This is a genomic window from Neisseria sp. HMSC70E02 (genome assembly GCF_001838645.1).
Taxonomy (GTDB): domain Bacteria; phylum Pseudomonadota; class Gammaproteobacteria; order Burkholderiales; family Neisseriaceae; genus Neisseria; species Neisseria macacae.
The window spans coordinates 5,136-22,995 of record NZ_KV838074.1; the positions used below are offsets into that span (position 1 = coordinate 5,136).

The window sequence follows — 17,860 nt, forward strand, 5'->3', positions numbered from 1 at the left end:
CCGTACTGGTTTAAAGTTAATCCACTATAAAAACCATTCCAACCCCTTTTCCCTTCCCCCAAACGGCAACGCAGCCCGCCATCCGCCTGTCTGAAACACCGCCGGATTTTCCATATAAATGGAAGAAATGTTATGATTTTGCAATCTTCCCTCTTTCAGACGACCCCATGCGAATGATGTGAAAGGTCGTCTGAAACACATTCAAACCCCTCCGAAACGAGACATTCATGACCCTGCAAATCGGTATCGACTTAGGCACGACCAACAGCCTGATTGCCCAGTTCCACAACGGCGAAACCCGCCTGATCCCCAACCAACACGGCCATTTTCTGACACCGTCGGTCATCAGCGTCGCCGAAGACGGCAGCATCCTGACCGGCATCGCCGCACGCGAACGCCTCTCCACCGCCCCGACGCTGACCGCCTCGGCATTCAAGCGATTTATGGGAACGGATAAAACTTTCCATTTGGGCAAGCGCACGTTCCGCGCCGAAGAATTGTCCGCGCTGATTTTGAAAAGCCTGAAAGAAGATGCGGAAGCCTTTTTGGGGGAACCAGTATGCGATGTCGTGCTGACCGTTCCCGCCTATTTCAACGCCATTCAGCGTCAGGCAACGAAAAACGCGGCGCAGATGGCAGGTTTGAACGTCTTGCGTCTGCTCAACGAACCGACTGCCGCCGGTCTTGCTTACGGTTTGCAGGAAAAACCCGACGACACGCGCTTTTTGATTTACGACTTGGGCGGCGGGACGTTTGACGTATCCGTACTCGATTATTTCGACGGCGTCGTCCAAGTATCCGCCAGCGCGGGCGACAACCATTTGGGCGGCGAAGATTTCGTCAACGTCTTGCGCCAGTGCTTCCTGAAAAAATGTACGACACTGACGTCGTCTGAAAGCGACAAACTGGCGCAAAACAGCGAATTGTGGCAGGTATTGGAAACCGCCAAGCGCAAACTCGGCGAAGAAATGCAGGCGGAAATCCGTTTCCATTACGGCGACACGGTTCACTCTGCCGTCATCAGCCGCGAGGAATTCCAAGAAGCCGCCACGCCATTAATGGGCCGCCTGCGTCAACCGCTGGAACGCGCATTGCGTGATGCCAAGCTGCACCCTTCGCAAATCGACGGCATCATCTTGGTCGGCGGCGCGACGCGGATGCCGATGATCCGTCATTCCATTGCCCAACTGTTCCGCCGCATCCCGCTTGTTTCGGTCAATCCCGACGAAGCCATCGCACGCGGCGCGGCGGTGCAGGCAGCACTGATTGCGCGTAACGAAAGCGTGGAAGAAGTCGTCCTTACCGACGTGATGCCCTTCTCGCTCGGCACGGAAGCCGGCATGGACATCGGCGACCAATACGTTACCGGACGGTTTTTCCCGATTATTGAACGCAATATGCCCGTTCCCGTTTCGCGCGTCGAAACTTTCATTACTTCCCACGACGGGCAGAAAGTGATCAGTGTCGAAGTTTTGCAGGGCGAATCCATGTTGGCGAAAGAAAACCTGAAACTGGGCGAACTGTCGGTCAACGTCCCGCCCAAGCCGAAAGGTCAGGTATCGATAGACGTCCGCTTCAGCTACGATGTCAACGGGCTTTTGGAAGTCGATATCAGCAACCGCGACCTGAATCTGCACATGAATCAGGTTTTCCGTCAAAACAGCCAAAGCCTGACGCCTGAAGAAATCGAAGCCTCCCTGCGCAAACTCGCCGCCTTGAAAATCCATCCGCGCGACCAGCAGCACAATATCTATCTACTAGAAAAAGCCAAACGCCTATACGAAGAATTTCTCGGAGACAACCGGCACATCATCGCTGCGGAAGTGGCGCGTTTTGAAGCCGTATTGGAAACGCAGGACGCAATCGTCATCCAGAGGGCGCAACAGCAATTTAGCGAATTTTTAAACCGTTTCGACGGCGGCTGGCTGCTGTAAGCACATCGCTTTTTTTACCGAACACGCCGGACAATCAAACATAAAACCCATTAGAAACAAAAAATTATGCGACACCGGCAAAAATAAGTTGACACACTCCAACGGCATCCATATAATGCACGGCTTATCGGGTCGTTAGCTCAGTCGGTAGAGCAGCGGACTTTTAATCCGTTGGTCGAGCGTTCGAATCGCTCACGACCCACCAAATTTAAAAAGCTGAGTTGAAAAACTCAGCTTTTTTATTATCTTTCAGATACACGCAACCCAAACCATACAGAAACGTCGTATCGGTTTAAAACTAACCCGCCAAACAATCTCGGCTGTCTAAAACGCCGCTATCGTACAAAACCGCGTTTTCAGACGACCCCTCTCCCTACAACCCCACTCGGAATCGACATGATCAGCAGACTGACCGGCAAACTCATCGAGAAAAACCCGCCGCAAATCGTCATCGACGTCAACGGCGTCGGCTACGAAGCCGACGTATCCATGCAGACTTTCTACAACCTGCCCGCCTTGGGCGAAACCGTGCAGCTTTACACCCAGCTTGTCGTCCGCGAAGACGCGCATTTATTGTTCGGCTTTGCCACTGCCGACGAGCGGGCGACGTTCCGCCAGTTGGTCAAAGTCAGCGGCATCGGCGCGAAAACCGCGCTGGGCATACTCTCCGCCATGTCCGCCGACGAGCTTGCCCGCGCGGTCGCCGACGAAGACATCAAACGCCTGTCCTCCGCCCCGGGCATCGGCAAAAAAACCGCCGAACGCATGGTTTTGGAACTGCGCGGCAAACTGGTTTCCCATGCCGCTGCCGATGGGCTTTTCGCCGCCGCGCCTGCCGCCGACGAAACGGACGACATCGTCAACACCCTGATTGCATTGGGTTACAACGAACGCGAGGCAAAAGCCGCCATCAAGGGTATTCCGAAAGGCACGGAAGTCGGCGAAGGCGTGCGCTTGGCTTTGAAAAATCTGTTGAAATAAAACATATCCTACCTTGCCGTCAAAACGCGGCAACCATACAAAAAGGTCGTCTGAAACCCGATTCAGGTTTTCAGACGACCTCTTTTTTACGTCAAACCGCTTACGCGCCGCGTTTTTCCAAAGCGGCTACGGCGGGCAACTCTTTGCCTTCCAAGAATTCGAGGAACGCGCCGCCGCCGGTGGAGATGTAACCGATTTGGTCGGTAACGCCGAATTTGGCAATCGCCGCCAGCGTGTCGCCGCCGCCCGCAATCGAGAACGCTTTGCTTTGGGCGATGGCTTCGGCAAGTGCTTTCGTGCCGCCTGCGAATTGGTCAAACTCAAACACGCCGACCGGACCGTTCCACACCACCGTGCCTGCGGCTTTGAGCAGTTCGGCAAGTGCGGCGGCGGATTTCGGGCCGATGTCCAAAATCATATCGTCTTCGGCAACGTCGGCAATGTCTTTCACGACCGCTTCGGCATCGGCGGCAAAGGCTTTGGCAACGACGACATCGGTCGGCAGCGGTACGGAGCCGCCTTTGGCCGCCATTTTCGCCATGATTTTTTTGGATTCTTCCACCAAATCGTGTTCCGCCAGCGATTTGCCGATGGCTTTGCCTTCCGCCAAGAGGAAAGTATTGGCGATGCCGCCGCCGACGATGAGTTGGTCGACTTTGTCCGCCAGCGATTCGAGGATGGTCAGTTTGGTGGACACTTTGCTGCCGGCGACAATCGCCACCATCGGGCGCGCGGGCTCTTTCAGGGCTTTGCCCAAAGCGTCGAGTTCGCCCGCCATCAATACGCCGGCGCAGGCAACGGGCGCGGCTTGGGCAACGGCTTCGGTCGAGGCTTGGGCGCGGTGGGCGGTGCCGAACGCGTCATTGACGAACACGTCGCACAAGGCGGCATAGGCTTTGCCCAGTTCCAAATCGTTTTTCTTCTCGCCCTTGTTGATGCGCACGTTTTGCAGCATGACGACATCGCCCGCGTTCAGGGCGGGTTTGTTTTCACGCCAGTCGTTCAATACTTTCACGTCTTTGCCCAACAGGCCGCCCAAGTGCGCGGCAACGGGCGCGACATCGTCTTCAGGATGGAACTCGCCTTCGGTCGGGCGGCCCAAGTGGGTCATCACGATAACGGACGCGCCGTTGTCCAAGCAGTATTTGATGGACGCGAGCGAGGCGCGGATACGGGTGTCGTCGCTGATTTTGCCGTCTTTGAACGGCACGTTCATATCGGCGCGGATGAGGACGGTTTTGCCCTGCACGTTTTGTTCGGTCAGTTTCAGAAATGCCATGATGTATCCTTTGTGAAGGTTGGAAACGGAAATGGGAATGTTCTCAATTATCCGCGAACGGGGCGCATCGGTAAAGGCGGGATTTGCCTGCACTTGATTTGCGTCAGCGGTAGGGTCGATATAAGGTCGTCTGAAAACGTGGTTTGAATGAAGCAAAAACCCAAATCCTTCCTTTCAGACGACCTCCCGCCGAATCTTTGCTAAACTACACGAAAATACGTTCAACATCCTCAAAGCTATGCTCACTTACACCCCGCCCGATCCGCGACAACCTGCCAAAACCCATGAAAAACCCTGGCTCTTGCTGCTGATGGCATTTGCCTGGCTGTGGCCGGGCGTGTTTTCGCACGACTTATGGAATCCCGCCGAACCCACCGTCTTTACCGCCGTCGAAGCCTTAGACACAGGCGCGACGCCGTTGGTCGCCCATGTGTTGGGGCAGCCGGATTTTCAGATTCCGCCCGTCTATTTGTGGGTGGCGGCGGCGTTCAAACACCTGTTGTCGCCTTGGGCGGCGGACGCTTATGATGCCGCGCGTTTTGCGGGCGTTTTCTTTACGATTATCGGGCTGACCGCTTGCGGTTTTGCCGGATTCAACTTTTTGGGCAGGCACCACGGGCGCAGCGTCGTCCTCATCCTGATCGGCAGCATCGGGCTGCTCTCGGTCGCGCACTTCCTCAACCCCGCTTCGGTCGCCTTTGCCGCATCGGGCATGATATTGTGCGGCTTTTCGTTGGCGCAACGCCGCGTCATTACCGCCTCCCTGCTGCTGGGCGGCGGCTGGGCGTTGCTGTCGCTCTCATCGGGCTATCTGATGACCGCCGCGCTGATGTTTTTGGCACCCGCCCTGTTGCTCGATGAGAAATGGCGCGTCAAACGCTATTACCTGACGCTGGTCGGCGCGTTCGCCATCGGACTGCCGCTCTTGACGGTTTATCCGCTCATTTTTTCCAGAACGCAGCCCGAACTGTTTTCCATCTGGCTGCAACACCACTCGCTCGGCGCACTCGGCGGCTTGGGTGGTTTTCAGACGACCTTCAGCCTGTTTTATTACCTGAAAAACCTGCTCTGGTTTACCCTGCCCGCATGGCCGCTCGCCGCATGGACGTTAAGCCGCCCCCGCATCCGCGAAAAAAACTGGAGCGTATTGTGCATTTCGTGGTTCCTCATCGTCCTCAGCATACTCGCCGTCAGCCCGCAACGTCTGCAAGACAACCTCGTCTGGTTGCTGCCCCCACTCGCCCTGCTTGGCGCGGCGCAACTGGACGGACTGCGGCGCGGTGCGGCGGCGTTTATCAACTGGTTCGGCGTTATGGCGTTCGGACTTTTCGCCATTTTCCTGTGGACGGGCTTCTTCGCCATGAACTACGGCTGGCCTGCCAAACTCGCCGAACGCGCCGCCTATTTCAGCCCGTATTACACGCCTGACATCGACCCGATACCGATGGCGGTCGCCCTGTTGTTTACCCCGCTGTGGCTGTGGGCGATTACCCGCAAAAACATCCGCGGCAGACAGGCAGTGACCAACTGGGCGGCAGGCGTTACGCTGGCGTGGGCATTGCTGATGACCCTGTTCCTGCCGTGGCTCGACGCCGCCAAAAGCCACGCGCCCGTCGTCCTCCAAATGGAAGCCGCCCTCTCCCCCGAACTGAAACAACGGCTTTCAGACGACCTCGAATGCATCAGCATCGCCAACGAAGACCACCGCGCCCGCATCGCTTGGGCGCAATACAGCGACTTGACACTCCATATCGACGACGCTGCCTGCCGCTACCTTCTGGTGCAGCAGCCTAAAAATACCGACGCGCCTCAAGGTTGGACGAAAATCTGGCAGGGTGCGCGCCCGAGAAACAAAGTGGAAGGCTTCGCCCTGCTGGAGAAAGCGGAATGAATCCGCTAGGGGCGTGAATGGCAAACGTCGTCTGAAGATCGGTTTCAGACGACGTTTTTTCATGAAGATTTGAACATAGGAAACATCGTTTGCAAGAATGCGCCTGGCAGGCGTTTGATATAGTGGATTAAATTTAATCCACTATAAACACAAAGGTCGTCTGAAAGCCTAGATTTAGATTTTCAGACGACCTTTTATGCTTCAAATCCCGTGTTATTGCAGGCTGTGTTCCAATGACACGCCTGCCGCCCAGCCGGTTTTGGGGTCTTTGCTTTCTTTGACTACGCCTGAGTTGAACGAGAGGGTCGTGCGTTTGGAGAATTTGTATTCGGTGTTAAACGCGAGCTGTTTGTAGTTCTTGCCGGTATCGGAGCGGCCGTAGGCGACGCCGAGTTTGGGAGTGATGTTGCCCATGGTGTAGCCGGCGGTCACTTGGAAATCGCGGGTGTTGGTATTGGTTTTGGTTTCGTCTTCCCAGTGGAATTTGTCGGCAACATTGCGGGCGTACATCATACCGGCGGCGAGGTAGAGATTGTCTTTGTCGTAGCCGACTTTCATGGAATGAACCTGTCTGTCTTTGGTATCGTCAGGCGAGCCGTTGCGGGCGTATTCGAGGGCGTAGTGGGCGTTGAAGCCGTTGGTCGGGTGTTTGTAGTGCAAGCCTAAGCCCGCCATCCAGTCGCCGTTGCGCTTCCTGTCTTTATATTTGTTGGCACCGGGCGCGATTTGAACGCGGTAGTTGAAGCCGTTGTCAAAGGTTTTGGATTCGTAGTTCAGGGCGATTTCACGGCCGCCGAAACGGGTCATGCGCCCCATGGTTTGGGTGTGGTTGTTGCCGTTGAATGCGTCTTGTTCGCCGGTCAGGTAGTGCATGGGGGTACTGAGCCAGCCGGCGCGGACAGTACCGAAATCGCCGCGCAGACCGATATAGGAGTCGTCCGTACTCCAGCCGTTGTAATCGAAAGCGACGAATGAATTGACGCCGTAGATGAGCTTGAGGTCTTTGTCGAGTTTTTCACTGCCCATAATCCAGATGCGGCTGTTGTTGTCGGATATATCGGTAGCGGATTGCCCTTTGCCGTTGCGTTCGTGTTCGATAGAAGTAAATATCCGTCCGCCGATTTTGGCTTCGTTATCGGATGCCAATGCGGGGACAGCAAGCGGGACGGCAACCGCAATCATTAATAACTTCTTCATTTTATTCTCCTTTTACTTGATTTTTCTGAGGCTGCGTTTAAACAGGGTTTTATACTATTTGAGGCGTGCAAAAAAATCAATATTTTTGTAATCACTTGTAACTTTTATTTCAAAAAATGTTTTTTACGGCGTTTTTTTGTGTTATCTTGCAAACCGATTTCCAAAACAGGCGGATTTTTTCAAATACCCATAGAGAATAAATCTTTTTATCCGCCAAAAATCAGAATATTTCCCTACCATGTAGTCATATGTAGTTTTTTTTATTTTTTGCAAAACGCAGGATGGAGGGAGAGATAGCGAGAAGAGGAGAAAAAACGTGCTGCCGAACAAACCTTATTCCATATTAGCTTTATCGCTTGCCATAGTGCTTGCGCTGTCGGCGTGTCATCGCGAAGTCAAGCCCGCGCCCGAATTCAAGCGCAGCGAATACAATAAAATCGTCATCAGCAACGCGGTTGAACCGAGTACGCTCGACCCGCAAAAAAGCTCGGATATGGCGGCGGGCGCGATTATCCGTCAGATGATGGACGGCTTGGTCAGTACGGATGCCGAAGGCAAAACCATTCCCGCCTTGGCGTTGAAATGGGAGCCGTCGGACGAAGGGCGCGTTTGGACGTTCCACCTGCGCGATGCAAATTGGAGCAACGGCGACCCGATTACCGCCGAAGATTTCGTTTACAGCTTCCGCCGCCTCGCCGATCCTGAAACCGCCGCGCCTAACAGCAGCTATTTGGAAGACGCGAAAATACAGGGTGCGGCGGAAATCCTGCAAGGCAAGGCGAAGCCGGATACTTTGGGCGTCAAGGCTTTGGACAAGAAAACGCTGCAATTCACGCTCACCGCGCCCGTGCCGTATTTCCCCGATATGCTGATTCAGCAGTTCACCTACCCCGTCCACCGCGCCACGGTCGAGAAATTCGGCGAAAAATGGACGCAGCCAGGCAATTATGTTTCCAGCGGCGCATACATCCTCAAAGACTGGCGCGTCAACAGCCACATCACCATGGATAAAAACCCTGCTTATTACGACAGCAAAAAAGTATCCATCCCGCAGGCGGTGTTCCTCGCCATCGGCAAAGAATACGACCGCTACCGCGCCGACGAAGTGGACGTTACCTATGGCATCCCTTCCGATCAGATTAAGATTGCCGAGAAAGAATTTCCCGGGCAGGTTCGGCGCGCGACTTTGCTGTGTTCTTGGTTTTTAGAGCCGAACTTGGAATCCGCCGAATTTAAAAATCCCAAAGTCCGCCGCGCGCTCAACCTCCTGACCGACCGCGCCATCATTACTAAAGTTGCCGGACGTGGCGACAAGGAAGCGTTCCAGCTTACCCCGCCGAATATGCAGGGCGGCGGCGAGTCTGCGCCCGCGTGGAAGCCGCTCAAGCGCGAAGCGCGCATTGCCGAAGCGGAAAAACTCTTGCGCGAAGCGGGTTACAGCGAAGAGAAACCGCTCGAGTTCCAAATCATCTATACCACCAGCGATGCCGCCAAAAAACAGATTACCGCGCTGCAATCCGTTTGGAAGGCGACCGTACCGTTTGTGCGCCCCACGCTGATGAACGAAGAATGGAAAACCTTTTTGGACACCCGTATGCAAGGCAACTTCAGCATGGCGTTTGCGGGCTGGTGTTCCGACTACAACGACCCTGCGGGCATGCTCAATATTTTCAAATCCAACAATCCGAACAACGCCTTCCATTACAAGAATCCCGAATTCGACAAGCTGATGAACAGCACGCTCGAAGCGGGCATTTCCGCCGAAGAGCGCGCCCGCCGCTACGTCAGCGCCGAGGCGATGCTGCAACGCGACGATGCCTTTATCCCGCTGTATCACCAAGTCAGCATCAATCTGGTGAAACCCGACATCCAAGGCTACTCCGACCGCGACCCGCTGAAAAACTACACCATCAAAAATTGGTCGTTTGCACCCAAGAAGTGATTTGATAACATAGACACGTTTTTCAGACGACCTCTCTGTACATCAAGTTAATCCGCTATAAAAAGGTCGTCTGAAACCACGAAACCCTATTGGAGAATCCGTTCATGAATACCGTATCGAATTATCTGTCCGCATTGCGCGAAGCCATGAAGGCGCAAGGTTTGGACGCACTCGTCATCCCCTCCGCCGACCCCCATCTTTCCGAATACCTGCCCGCACACTGGCAGGCGCGCCGCGAGTTGTCGGGCTTTACCGGCTCGGTCGGCACGTTCGTCGTTACCGCCGATGAAGCAGGCGTGTGGGTGGACAGCCGCTATTGGGAACAAGCCACTAAACAGCTTGCAGGCAGCGGCATCGAGTTGCAAAAAAGCGGGCAAGTTCCGCCGTATAACGAATGGCTCGCGGCAAACCTGCCCGAAAACGCCGCCGTCGGCATCCCATCCGATATGGTGTCGCTCACCGGCAAACGCACTTTGGCGCAATCCCTAGCCGCCAAAAACATCCGCATCGAACACCCCGACGACCTGCTTGACCAAGTGTGGACAAGCCGTCCCGCCATCCCCGCCGAAACCGTGTTCATCCACGACCCCGCCTACGTCTCTGAAACCGCCGCCGAGAAACTCGCCCGCGTGCGCGCCGTCATGGCGGAAAAAGGCGCGGATTACCACTTGGTTTCCTCGCTTGACGACATCGCTTGGCTGACCAACCTGCGCGGCAGCGACGTGCCTTTCAATCCCGTTTTCGTGTCCTTCCTGCTTATCGGCAAAGACAATGCCGTCCTGTTTACCGACCAAGGTCGTCTGAACGCCGAAGCCGCCGCCGCGCTGCAAACCGCAGGCATCACGGTCGAACCTTACGCCCAAGTTGCCGACAAACTCGCGCAAATCGGCGGCACGCTGCTTATCGAACCGAACAAAACCGCCGTCAGCACCCTCGTGCGCCTGCCCGAAAGCGTGCGCCTGATCGAAGGTATCAACCCGTCCACCTTCTTCAAATCCGTCAAATCCGAAGCCGACATCGCCCACATCCGTGAAGCGATGGAACAAGACGGCGCGGCGTTGTGCGGCTTCTTCGCTGAGTTTGAAGACATCATCGACAACGGCGGCAGCCTGACCGAAATCGACGTGGACACCATGCTCCACCGCTACCGCAGCGCACGTCCGGGCTTCATTTCATTGAGTTTCGACACCATCGCGGGCTTCAACGCCAACGCCGCCCTGCCGCATTACAGCGCAACGCCCGAAAGCCACAGCACCATCAGCGGCAACGGCCTCCTGCTCATCGACTCCGGCGCGCAATACAAAGGCGGCACGACCGACATCACCCGCGTCGTCCCCGTCGGCACACCGAGTGCCGAACAAAAACGCGACAACACCCTCGTCCTCAAAGCACATATCGCGCTTGCCGAAGCCGTGTTCCCCGAAAACATCCTCTCACCGATGATAGACGCCATCTGCCGCAAACCCCTGTGGCAGGCGCAATGCGACTACGGCCACGGCACAGGCCACGGCGTAGGCTATTTCCTCAACGTCCACGAAGGCCCGCAAGTCATCGCCTGCGCCGCCGTTCCCGGTCCGCAGCACGCCATGAAAAAAGGCATGGTTACCTCCATCGAACCCGGACTCTACCGTCCTGGCAAATGGGGCATCCGCATTGAGAACCTCGCCGCCAACCAAGCCGTCGCCAACCCGCAGGAAACCGAGTTCGGCAGCTTCCTCTACTTCGAAACCCTGACCCTCTGCCCCATCGACACCCGCCTGATGGACACCGCCCTCATGACCGACGGCGAAATCGACTGGGTCAACCGCTACCACGCCGAAGTCCGCCGCCGCCTCGAGCCGCTGACCGAAGGCGCGGCAAAAGCATGGCTGATCAAACGCACCGAACCGCTGGCGCGCTGACGGCAAAGGTCGTCTGAAAACGACCGTGGCGCGGGTTCTCACCACGAATCCGCACCAACCCCAAAGGTCGTCTGAAAAACAACCGTAGCGTGGGCTCTGCCCACGAAAAACACCAGCACAAAGGTCGTCTGAAACCCAAAATCCCGTTTCAGACGACCATAAAAGCAAAAGCCCGCACACCCAAAAACCAAGGGCCTGACTACAAAGAAGAGAAAACCACCCCAAGCGTCCGAACCCCGTTCAGGCGACCTTCCCGTATTCAGGCATATTCCGACCCACCAAGCCCCGAGCAGGTACGATATGCTGAAATTCATCATCCGCCGCATACTTTCCGCCATCCCCACCATGCTGGTACTGATTACCGTCTCATTCTTCATGATGCGGCTCGCACCCGGCAGCCCCTTCACCGGCGACAAAAACGTACCGCCCGCCGTACTGGCCAACATCGAGGCCAAATACCACCTGAACGACCCGATGTACCTGCAATACTTCAACTATCTCAAACAGCTCGCCCACGGCGACCTCGGCCCCTCGTTCAAATACAAAGACTACAACGTCAACGAGCTGCTCGCCCAAGCTCTGCCCGTCTCCGTCGAACTGGGCGTGTACGCCTTCATCGTCTCCACCGTTTTGGGCGTACTCATGGGCACCATCGCCGCGCTCAGGCGCAACACATGGGCGGACTACACCATCATGACCGCCGCCATGACCGGCATCGTCGTCCCCAGCTTCGTCAAAGCCCCCATCATGATTTTCATCTTCGCCATCACCCTCAAATGGCTGCCCGCCGGCGGCTGGAACGACGGCGCACTGACCAGCCTCATCCTGCCCGTCGCCGCCCTCTCCATCGGCTATGTCGCAGGCCTCGCCCGCATCACGCGCGGCGCGATGATAGAAGTGTTGAACAGCCCCTACATCCGCACTGCCCGCGCCAAAGGATTATCAATGAACAGCATCGTCCTGCGCCACGCCCTGCGTCCCGCCATGCTGCCTATCCTTTCCTATCTCGTTCCTGCCTTCGTCGGCATCATCACCGGCGCCATCGTCATCGAAAGCGTCTTCGGACTGCCCGGCATCGGACAACTCTTCGTCAACGGCGCGCTCAACCGCGACTACGGCATGATCTTGGGGCTGACCATCCTCGTCGGCGTACTGACCATCGTCTTCAACGCCATACTCGACATCCTCTACGCCCTGATCGACCCCAAAATCCGCTATTAAAAGCAAAAAAGGTCGTCTGAAAACCGGTTTTGCCGTTTTCAGACGACCCCCGAACAAAAAACGGAGAACACCATGCTATTCAACAAGAAAAATTCCCGCGCCATAGCAGACGCAGCCGAACAGGCACAAGTACACGGACGCAGCCTGTGGCAGGACGCATGGCGGCGTTTCAGCAACAACAAAGCCGCCCTGTGCAGCATCTTCATCCTTGCCGCCATCACCCTCTTCGTTGTCGCCGCCCCCTGGGTCAGCACCTACACCTACGACTACACCGACTGGGACAACATGCAAATCCCGCCTTCCTTCGCCACCCGCCACTACTTCGGCACCGACCTGCTCGGACGCGACCTCCTCACCCGAGCCGCCGCCGGCGGACGCATTTCTCTGCTCATCGGCATTGCAGGCGCGCTCGTCGCCGTCGTCATCGGCACGCTCTACGGCGCGCTCGCAGGCTTTTTCGGCGGCAAACTCGACTCCGTCATGATGCGCCTGCTCGAAATCCTCAACGCCTTCCCCTTCATGTTCTTCGTCATCCTCCTCACCACCTTCTTCGGGCGCAACCTCTTCCTCATCTTCGTCGCCATCGGACTCGTCTCATGGCTTGACGTCGCCCGCATCGTCCGCGGCCAAACCCTCAGCCTCAGACACAAAGAATTCGTCGAAGCCGCCCGCATCACAGGCGTATCCCGCCGCCGCATCGTTACCCGCCACATCATCCCCAACGTACTCGGCGTCGTCATGGTTTACGCCTCCCTGCTCGTCCCCGGCATGATCATGTTCGAATCCTTCCTCAGCTTCCTCGGATTGGGCGTACAAGAACCCATGACCAGTTGGGGCTCCATGCTCCAAGACGGCGCAGCCTCCATGGAAGCCGCCCCGTGGCAGCTCCTCGTCCCCTGCTTCTTCCTCGTCGCCACTCTCTTCTGCTTCAACTTCATCGGCGACGGCCTGCGCGACGCACTCGACCCCAAAGACCGCTGACACACACCACGAGGACACACCCATGAACACCCCGTTACTCACCGTCGAAAACCTCGACATCCGCTTCCAACTCCACGAAAAAACCGTCCACGCCGTGCGCAACATCAGCTTCAAAGTCGCCAAAGGCGAAACCCTCGCCCTCGTCGGCGAATCCGGTTCCGGCAAATCCGTTACCGCCATGTCCCTCATGCGCCTCCTGCCCGAAAACACCACCCGCTACGGAAAAGACTCGCGTATCACCTTCGACGGCACATCCATCCTCGACACAGACGAAAAAAACCTCCGCAGCCTGCGCGGCGGACGCATCAGCTTCATCTTCCAAGAGCCCATGACCTCGCTGAACCCCTTCATGAAAATCGGCACCCAGCTCATGGAAGCCCTGCGCGTCCACAACAAAACCATCACCCGCAAAGCCGCCCGCGAACGCATCCTCGACCTCCTCAACCGCGTCGGCATCCGCGAAGCAGAACGTCGTCTGAAACAATACCCCCACGAATTCTCAGGCGGCCAGCTCCAGCGCATCATGATCGCCATGGCGCTGCTCAACGAGCCCGCCCTGCTCATCGCCGACGAACCCACCACCGCCCTCGACGTCACCATCCAGGCAGAAATCCTCGACCTCCTCCACGACCTCCAAAAACAAATGGGCATGGCGATAATCTTCATCACCCACGACCTCGGACTCGCCGAACACTACTCCGAAACCGTCTGCGTCATGAAAGACGGCGAAATCGTCGAGCGCGGCAAAATCAAACAAGTTTTCGCCAACCCCACCCACCCCTACACCGCCCAACTCATCCACTCCGTCCCCAAAGGCATGAAAGACCCCGTAGAAGGCAACCCGCCCGAACTCATCCGCGCCGACGGCATCAATGTCCACTTCACCCTCAAACACAACTTCTTCGGCAAACCCCTCAAAACCTTCCACGCCGTCAAAAACATCAGCCTCGCCATCCGCCAAGGCGAGACCCTCGGCATCGTCGGCGAATCCGGTTCCGGCAAATCCACACTCGGCAAAGCCATCATGCAAATGCTCCCCTACCAAGGCAGCATACACTTCGACGGCAGCGACCTCGCCGCCCTCAGCCCCGAGCGAGCGCGCCAGCTCAAAGCCGAACGCCAAATCGTCTTCCAAGACCCCTACGGCTCACTCTCCCCCCGCCTCACCGTCGGCGAAATCATAGGCGAAGGCCTCACCGTCCACCGCCCCGAAATGACCAAAGCCCAACGCACCGAACTCGTCCTCAAAGTCCTGGACGAAGTCTCCCTGCCCGCCGACGCACTCAACCGCTATCCGCACGAATTCTCAGGCGGACAACGCCAACGCATCGCCATCGCCCGCGCCCTCATCCTGCGGCCCAAGTTCATCCTCCTCGACGAACCCACCTCCGCCCTCGACCGCTCCGTCCAAATCAAAGTCGTCGAACTGCTGCGCGGACTCCAAACCAAATACGGACTGACCTACATCTTCATCAGCCACGACCTCTCCGTCGTCCGCGCTGTCAGCGACAACGTCGCCGTCATGCAGCACGGAGAACTCGTCGAATACGGCAGCGCAGACCAAATCTTCCACCACCCGCAGAAAGACTACACCAAACGTCTCATCAACGCCGCCTTCGACCTCTGAGACCCAAGGTCGTCTGAAATCAAAAATAGCGTGGGTTTCGCCCACAAACCCGCCTAACGTCAAAAGGTCGTCTGAAAACCCACTTTCAGACGACCTTCTTTCATCCCCAATCCATTCATCTCCCTCCCTTACAAAACCACCCATACAACATCTTTACCTCTTATCCTCCGTTGTTTATCCTACCTGTCATTTTGACTTATATTCAGACTTTCATCATAAACCTCATGGCTGACCGCCAATCCTACCCCGTTCTTTCGCCGCCATCGAAACCGCCAACACCCAAGAACATTACCCAACCAACAGCCGCAACCATGATAAGCATGATATTTACGCAAAAACTATTCGAAAAAAGACAAACCTGCTTTTGCCATCTTATCCAGAGGAGTTAAAAAGTGTCGAAAGGTAAATATTTAATTTTTATCGCAGTTCTATTTCTAACTTCATGTATCGTTTCTTTTAATGGTTATGAACTGCAACCTAAAAATTATGTGATCAACAAAGAATTTGATGAAGTTGTATTTGATATGGATTTTATCAATACAAAACAAAAAATGATAAATAATTTAAGAAAAGCAAATGCATACCACGCTAATTGTGAAAGCAGCGAACGAACATATGTTGTAGATTTATTGGGTTTTGTTGATTCAGAATCTAGTGACATAAAAAATATCCGGAGTGATAGGTTGACAGGAAGTGTACGACTATGCAGCAATGATGACCGATTCAATTGTGTACAGGAAAAATTTAAACAAAAAAGATATACATTTAAATGTATAGCTGTTTTCTATGAAGGAATGGAGCGTGGTTATCGATCCAAGCCTTTTGTCATCGATTTTGATACACGAACGCTTAAAAAAGAACTGTAAGCCTAGATTGGACTGAACCCAATATTTTTAGCGATTTGAAGGTGTCATTACTCTACGCCCAACCTACTTACTGACAGATAAGGCTAAATTTAAAGGTGCAAAAATATTACATAAAGAAAATTGTCATAAGGATAATCAGGGAAAGCCAAAACGAAATCACGATAAATTAACATTAAAGAAAGTTAAAGACCATGAGTAAAAAAATCTTATTTTTTATAGCTCTTTCTCCCTTTATTGTTTTAGCATTGCTATTTTCTTATGCTTGGATTGACACACCTGGAAAAGAGTTATGGTGTAAGAGATTTCTTTCTGAAGATAAAGAGTGGATGCTAATTGGAAATGGAGATAAGTATTCGTGTGAAAATAAGAATGTACGCCACATTAAAGTACATAATCAGAATGATTATCCAATTGAAGTACACTATTATTATGACTACCCTTCTAATGGAGATGCAAAATACGAATACTACATGACAAAAAGAATTATGCGACAAAATATAGAAATTCCAAAAAATTCAACATTGGTTTTCAAAATGATGACTAATAATCTTCTGCATATAGTATTTTTTAGTGCAACGGAAAATGAAGAAATGAATACTGAACGGTTCGAATTTGGACATGAATATTCATTTTTTGGAGAAGATATAAGTGAACCGGAAAGAAATGTAGTTTGTTTCAGTAAATCTGAAGAAGAATATCCAATTTGCAAGAAAGCTAAAGATATTTGTCAAGTCAAATTGGATATAAATGGAGAAAATGCGGAAAAAAGCAAATTGCTATGGAAAATGAACACCGTTGCTTGCAGTTATGAAAAATAGACTAGTCCTGTCGTTTCAAACATAGTGGTGCCAAAGCATTGTAAGAGTAGCTTAGATTGGCAATCCAATATTTGTAAAGGTCGTCTAAGATTTTTAAGACGACCTTCTTTTAAAGTGGAATCATGTTTAAAAAATTTGCTTTAATAACCATTTTGTTAACTATAATTTTTTCTTATTTTTATTTTAGATATAGCGCATATTGCCATTATAAAGAAAAGACTTTACCTAATTATCCAGTTCCTAGTGATGGAGACCAATGTGAAAGGTTTAGCGTAAGTGAAAATAAAAAAATTGTTGTTTGCCTTGATAGTATAGGAAATTTTTTAAGCATAGACGGCCTCAACTCCGGTATCTATTTATATGATGACCAAGGTAAATTGCTGTCTTTTTATTATCTCTATAATGAAGTTTGGCTAGGAATGCCATTAGACTTGAACTTAGATGAAGAAGGTATATTCGATTTAGGTCTATATGCTCAAGCAGAATCTTTTTCTACAAACCCATCTATTTTCCATAGGATAGAAGCAAAATTTATTGATAACCTATGCCATAAATAAAAATTTAATCTATATTATTTTATATGATTCAATTATTTAAAAGCCGGGTGGGAATCTGCCGGTATTTTTATCCTTAAATAATATTGTTTCAATCCCCAATTGAAGTAGTTTTAAAATAATAGGCAAAGTTTATGAAAAAGAAAAAAATAGTGAAATGGTTTGGTTTCTTTATATTGATATTTGGGTTGGTTGAGTATTGGCGAATAACGGGGATGGGAGAAGAGATAAAAAATCTCTCTGTGAATTGCCAGATGCAAGAAAAAGGCATACTTGTTTAGAAAGTAAAAATAAGTTATAGATTATGAATAAAAAAATTTTAATGGTTTTATGTATCTTTTTATTATGTTTTTTTTATAAAAATCTCCACCCTAAGGTAACATATTTTTACTATAATGAAGGTAAGCGCACTAGTATCACCTTAATTAGGAGTGATGGTAGTAAGGAATACTTGCGTCCTTTTTTTACTAATAATGTAACTTTTTATTTTCCATTCGATTGGTCATCTGAGCCAGATGGTATTATTTTAATATCAAAACATGAAACAACTATCTTTTTAAAAGAAGATATAACCTTTTGTACCATGGAAATTTACCTGGATGAAAATCAGAAAATTTCCGATGTTAAACAATATGATGGACTTTGTATTAAACCGTAGATATTCAATA

15 protein-coding genes and 1 tRNA gene are annotated in these 17,860 nt (G+C 52.7%); 14 read left to right on the plus strand and 2 right to left on the minus strand.

Annotated features, from left to right (window positions below; genetic code table 11):
* The first annotated feature begins 227 nt into the window (after positions 1-227).
* From HMPREF3277_RS02710 to ruvA, 3 genes are all read left to right on the plus strand, one after another.
* The gene (locus HMPREF3277_RS02710) at positions 228-1,934 is read left to right on the plus strand and encodes a molecular chaperone HscC (RefSeq protein WP_070869966.1); all 1,707 of its coding nucleotides are present in this window, start codon (positions 228-230) and stop codon (positions 1,932-1,934) included.
* A 129-nt stretch (positions 1,935-2,063) separates the two neighbouring features.
* Positions 2,064-2,139 (plus strand) — tRNA-Lys (locus HMPREF3277_RS02715).
* 191 nt (positions 2,140-2,330) lie between these two features.
* On the plus strand, positions 2,331-2,915 hold the full coding sequence (gene ruvA / locus HMPREF3277_RS02720; RefSeq protein WP_003758809.1) for a Holliday junction branch migration protein RuvA: 585 nt from the start codon (positions 2,331-2,333) through the stop codon (positions 2,913-2,915).
* A 100-nt stretch (positions 2,916-3,015) separates the two neighbouring features.
* Here ruvA and HMPREF3277_RS02725 read toward each other — a convergent pair whose 3' ends face one another.
* A complete protein-coding gene (locus HMPREF3277_RS02725; protein ID WP_070857411.1) occupies positions 3,016-4,194 on the minus strand; it encodes a phosphoglycerate kinase in 1,179 nt (392 codons plus the stop codon).
* Between the two features lie 238 nt (positions 4,195-4,432).
* On the opposite strand from HMPREF3277_RS02725, the gene HMPREF3277_RS02730 reads away from it, so the two are divergent.
* Positions 4,433-6,085 (plus strand): ArnT family glycosyltransferase, encoded by a 1,653-nt coding sequence (locus HMPREF3277_RS02730; RefSeq protein WP_070869967.1) that lies wholly within the window; start codon positions 4,433-4,435, stop codon positions 6,083-6,085.
* A 213-nt stretch (positions 6,086-6,298) separates the two neighbouring features.
* Here the strand turns inward: HMPREF3277_RS02730 and HMPREF3277_RS02735 are convergent, their stop codons facing one another.
* On the minus strand, positions 6,299-7,282 hold the full coding sequence (locus HMPREF3277_RS02735) for a porin (RefSeq protein WP_070498556.1): 984 nt from the start codon (positions 7,280-7,282) through the stop codon (positions 6,299-6,301).
* Positions 7,283-7,598: 316 nt separating this feature from the next.
* Here HMPREF3277_RS02735 and HMPREF3277_RS02740 point away from each other — a divergent pair, with 316 nt between their 5' ends.
* The 10 genes from HMPREF3277_RS02740 to HMPREF3277_RS02785 all read left to right on the plus strand — a co-directional run bounded on the left by HMPREF3277_RS02740 (position 7,599) and on the right by HMPREF3277_RS02785 (position 17,850).
* Positions 7,599-9,224: a peptide ABC transporter substrate-binding protein gene (locus HMPREF3277_RS02740; RefSeq protein ID WP_070869968.1), complete on the plus strand. Its 1,626-nt coding sequence runs from the start codon at positions 7,599-7,601 to the stop codon at positions 9,222-9,224.
* A gap of 104 nt (positions 9,225-9,328) precedes the next feature.
* Positions 9,329-11,125, plus strand: a complete 1,797-nt coding sequence (locus HMPREF3277_RS02745) for an aminopeptidase P family protein (protein WP_070869969.1) — start codon at positions 9,329-9,331, stop codon at positions 11,123-11,125.
* Between the two features lie 300 nt (positions 11,126-11,425).
* The gene (gene oppB / locus HMPREF3277_RS02755) at positions 11,426-12,346 is read left to right on the plus strand and encodes an oligopeptide ABC transporter permease OppB (RefSeq protein WP_009312658.1); all 921 of its coding nucleotides are present in this window, start codon (positions 11,426-11,428) and stop codon (positions 12,344-12,346) included.
* A 72-nt stretch (positions 12,347-12,418) separates the two neighbouring features.
* Positions 12,419-13,327 carry an oligopeptide ABC transporter permease OppC gene (oppC, locus tag HMPREF3277_RS02760; RefSeq protein WP_060975324.1) on the plus strand — a complete coding sequence of 303 codons (909 nt, stop codon included), beginning with the start codon at positions 12,419-12,421 and terminating at the stop codon, positions 13,325-13,327.
* Positions 13,328-13,349: 22 nt separating this feature from the next.
* Entirely contained in the window at positions 13,350-14,954 is a 1,605-nt protein-coding gene (locus HMPREF3277_RS02765; protein ID WP_070869971.1) for an ABC transporter ATP-binding protein, read from the plus strand.
* Positions 14,955-15,346: 392 nt separating this feature from the next.
* Positions 15,347-15,820: a hypothetical protein gene (locus HMPREF3277_RS02770; RefSeq protein ID WP_070773213.1), complete on the plus strand. Its 474-nt coding sequence runs from the start codon at positions 15,347-15,349 to the stop codon at positions 15,818-15,820.
* Positions 15,821-16,011: 191 nt separating this feature from the next.
* The gene (locus tag HMPREF3277_RS02775; protein ID WP_070869972.1) at positions 16,012-16,638 is read left to right on the plus strand and encodes a hypothetical protein; all 627 of its coding nucleotides are present in this window, start codon (positions 16,012-16,014) and stop codon (positions 16,636-16,638) included.
* Positions 16,639-16,760: 122 nt separating this feature from the next.
* Positions 16,761-17,195 (plus strand): hypothetical protein, encoded by a 435-nt coding sequence (locus HMPREF3277_RS02780; protein WP_070869973.1) that lies wholly within the window; start codon positions 16,761-16,763, stop codon positions 17,193-17,195.
* A 131-nt stretch (positions 17,196-17,326) separates the two neighbouring features.
* Positions 17,327-17,473, plus strand: a complete 147-nt coding sequence (locus HMPREF3277_RS14830) for a hypothetical protein (protein WP_159070332.1) — start codon at positions 17,327-17,329, stop codon at positions 17,471-17,473.
* A 23-nt stretch (positions 17,474-17,496) separates the two neighbouring features.
* Positions 17,497-17,850 (plus strand): hypothetical protein, encoded by a 354-nt coding sequence (locus HMPREF3277_RS02785; protein WP_070869974.1) that lies wholly within the window; start codon positions 17,497-17,499, stop codon positions 17,848-17,850.
* Positions 17,851-17,860 lie beyond the last annotated feature (10 nt).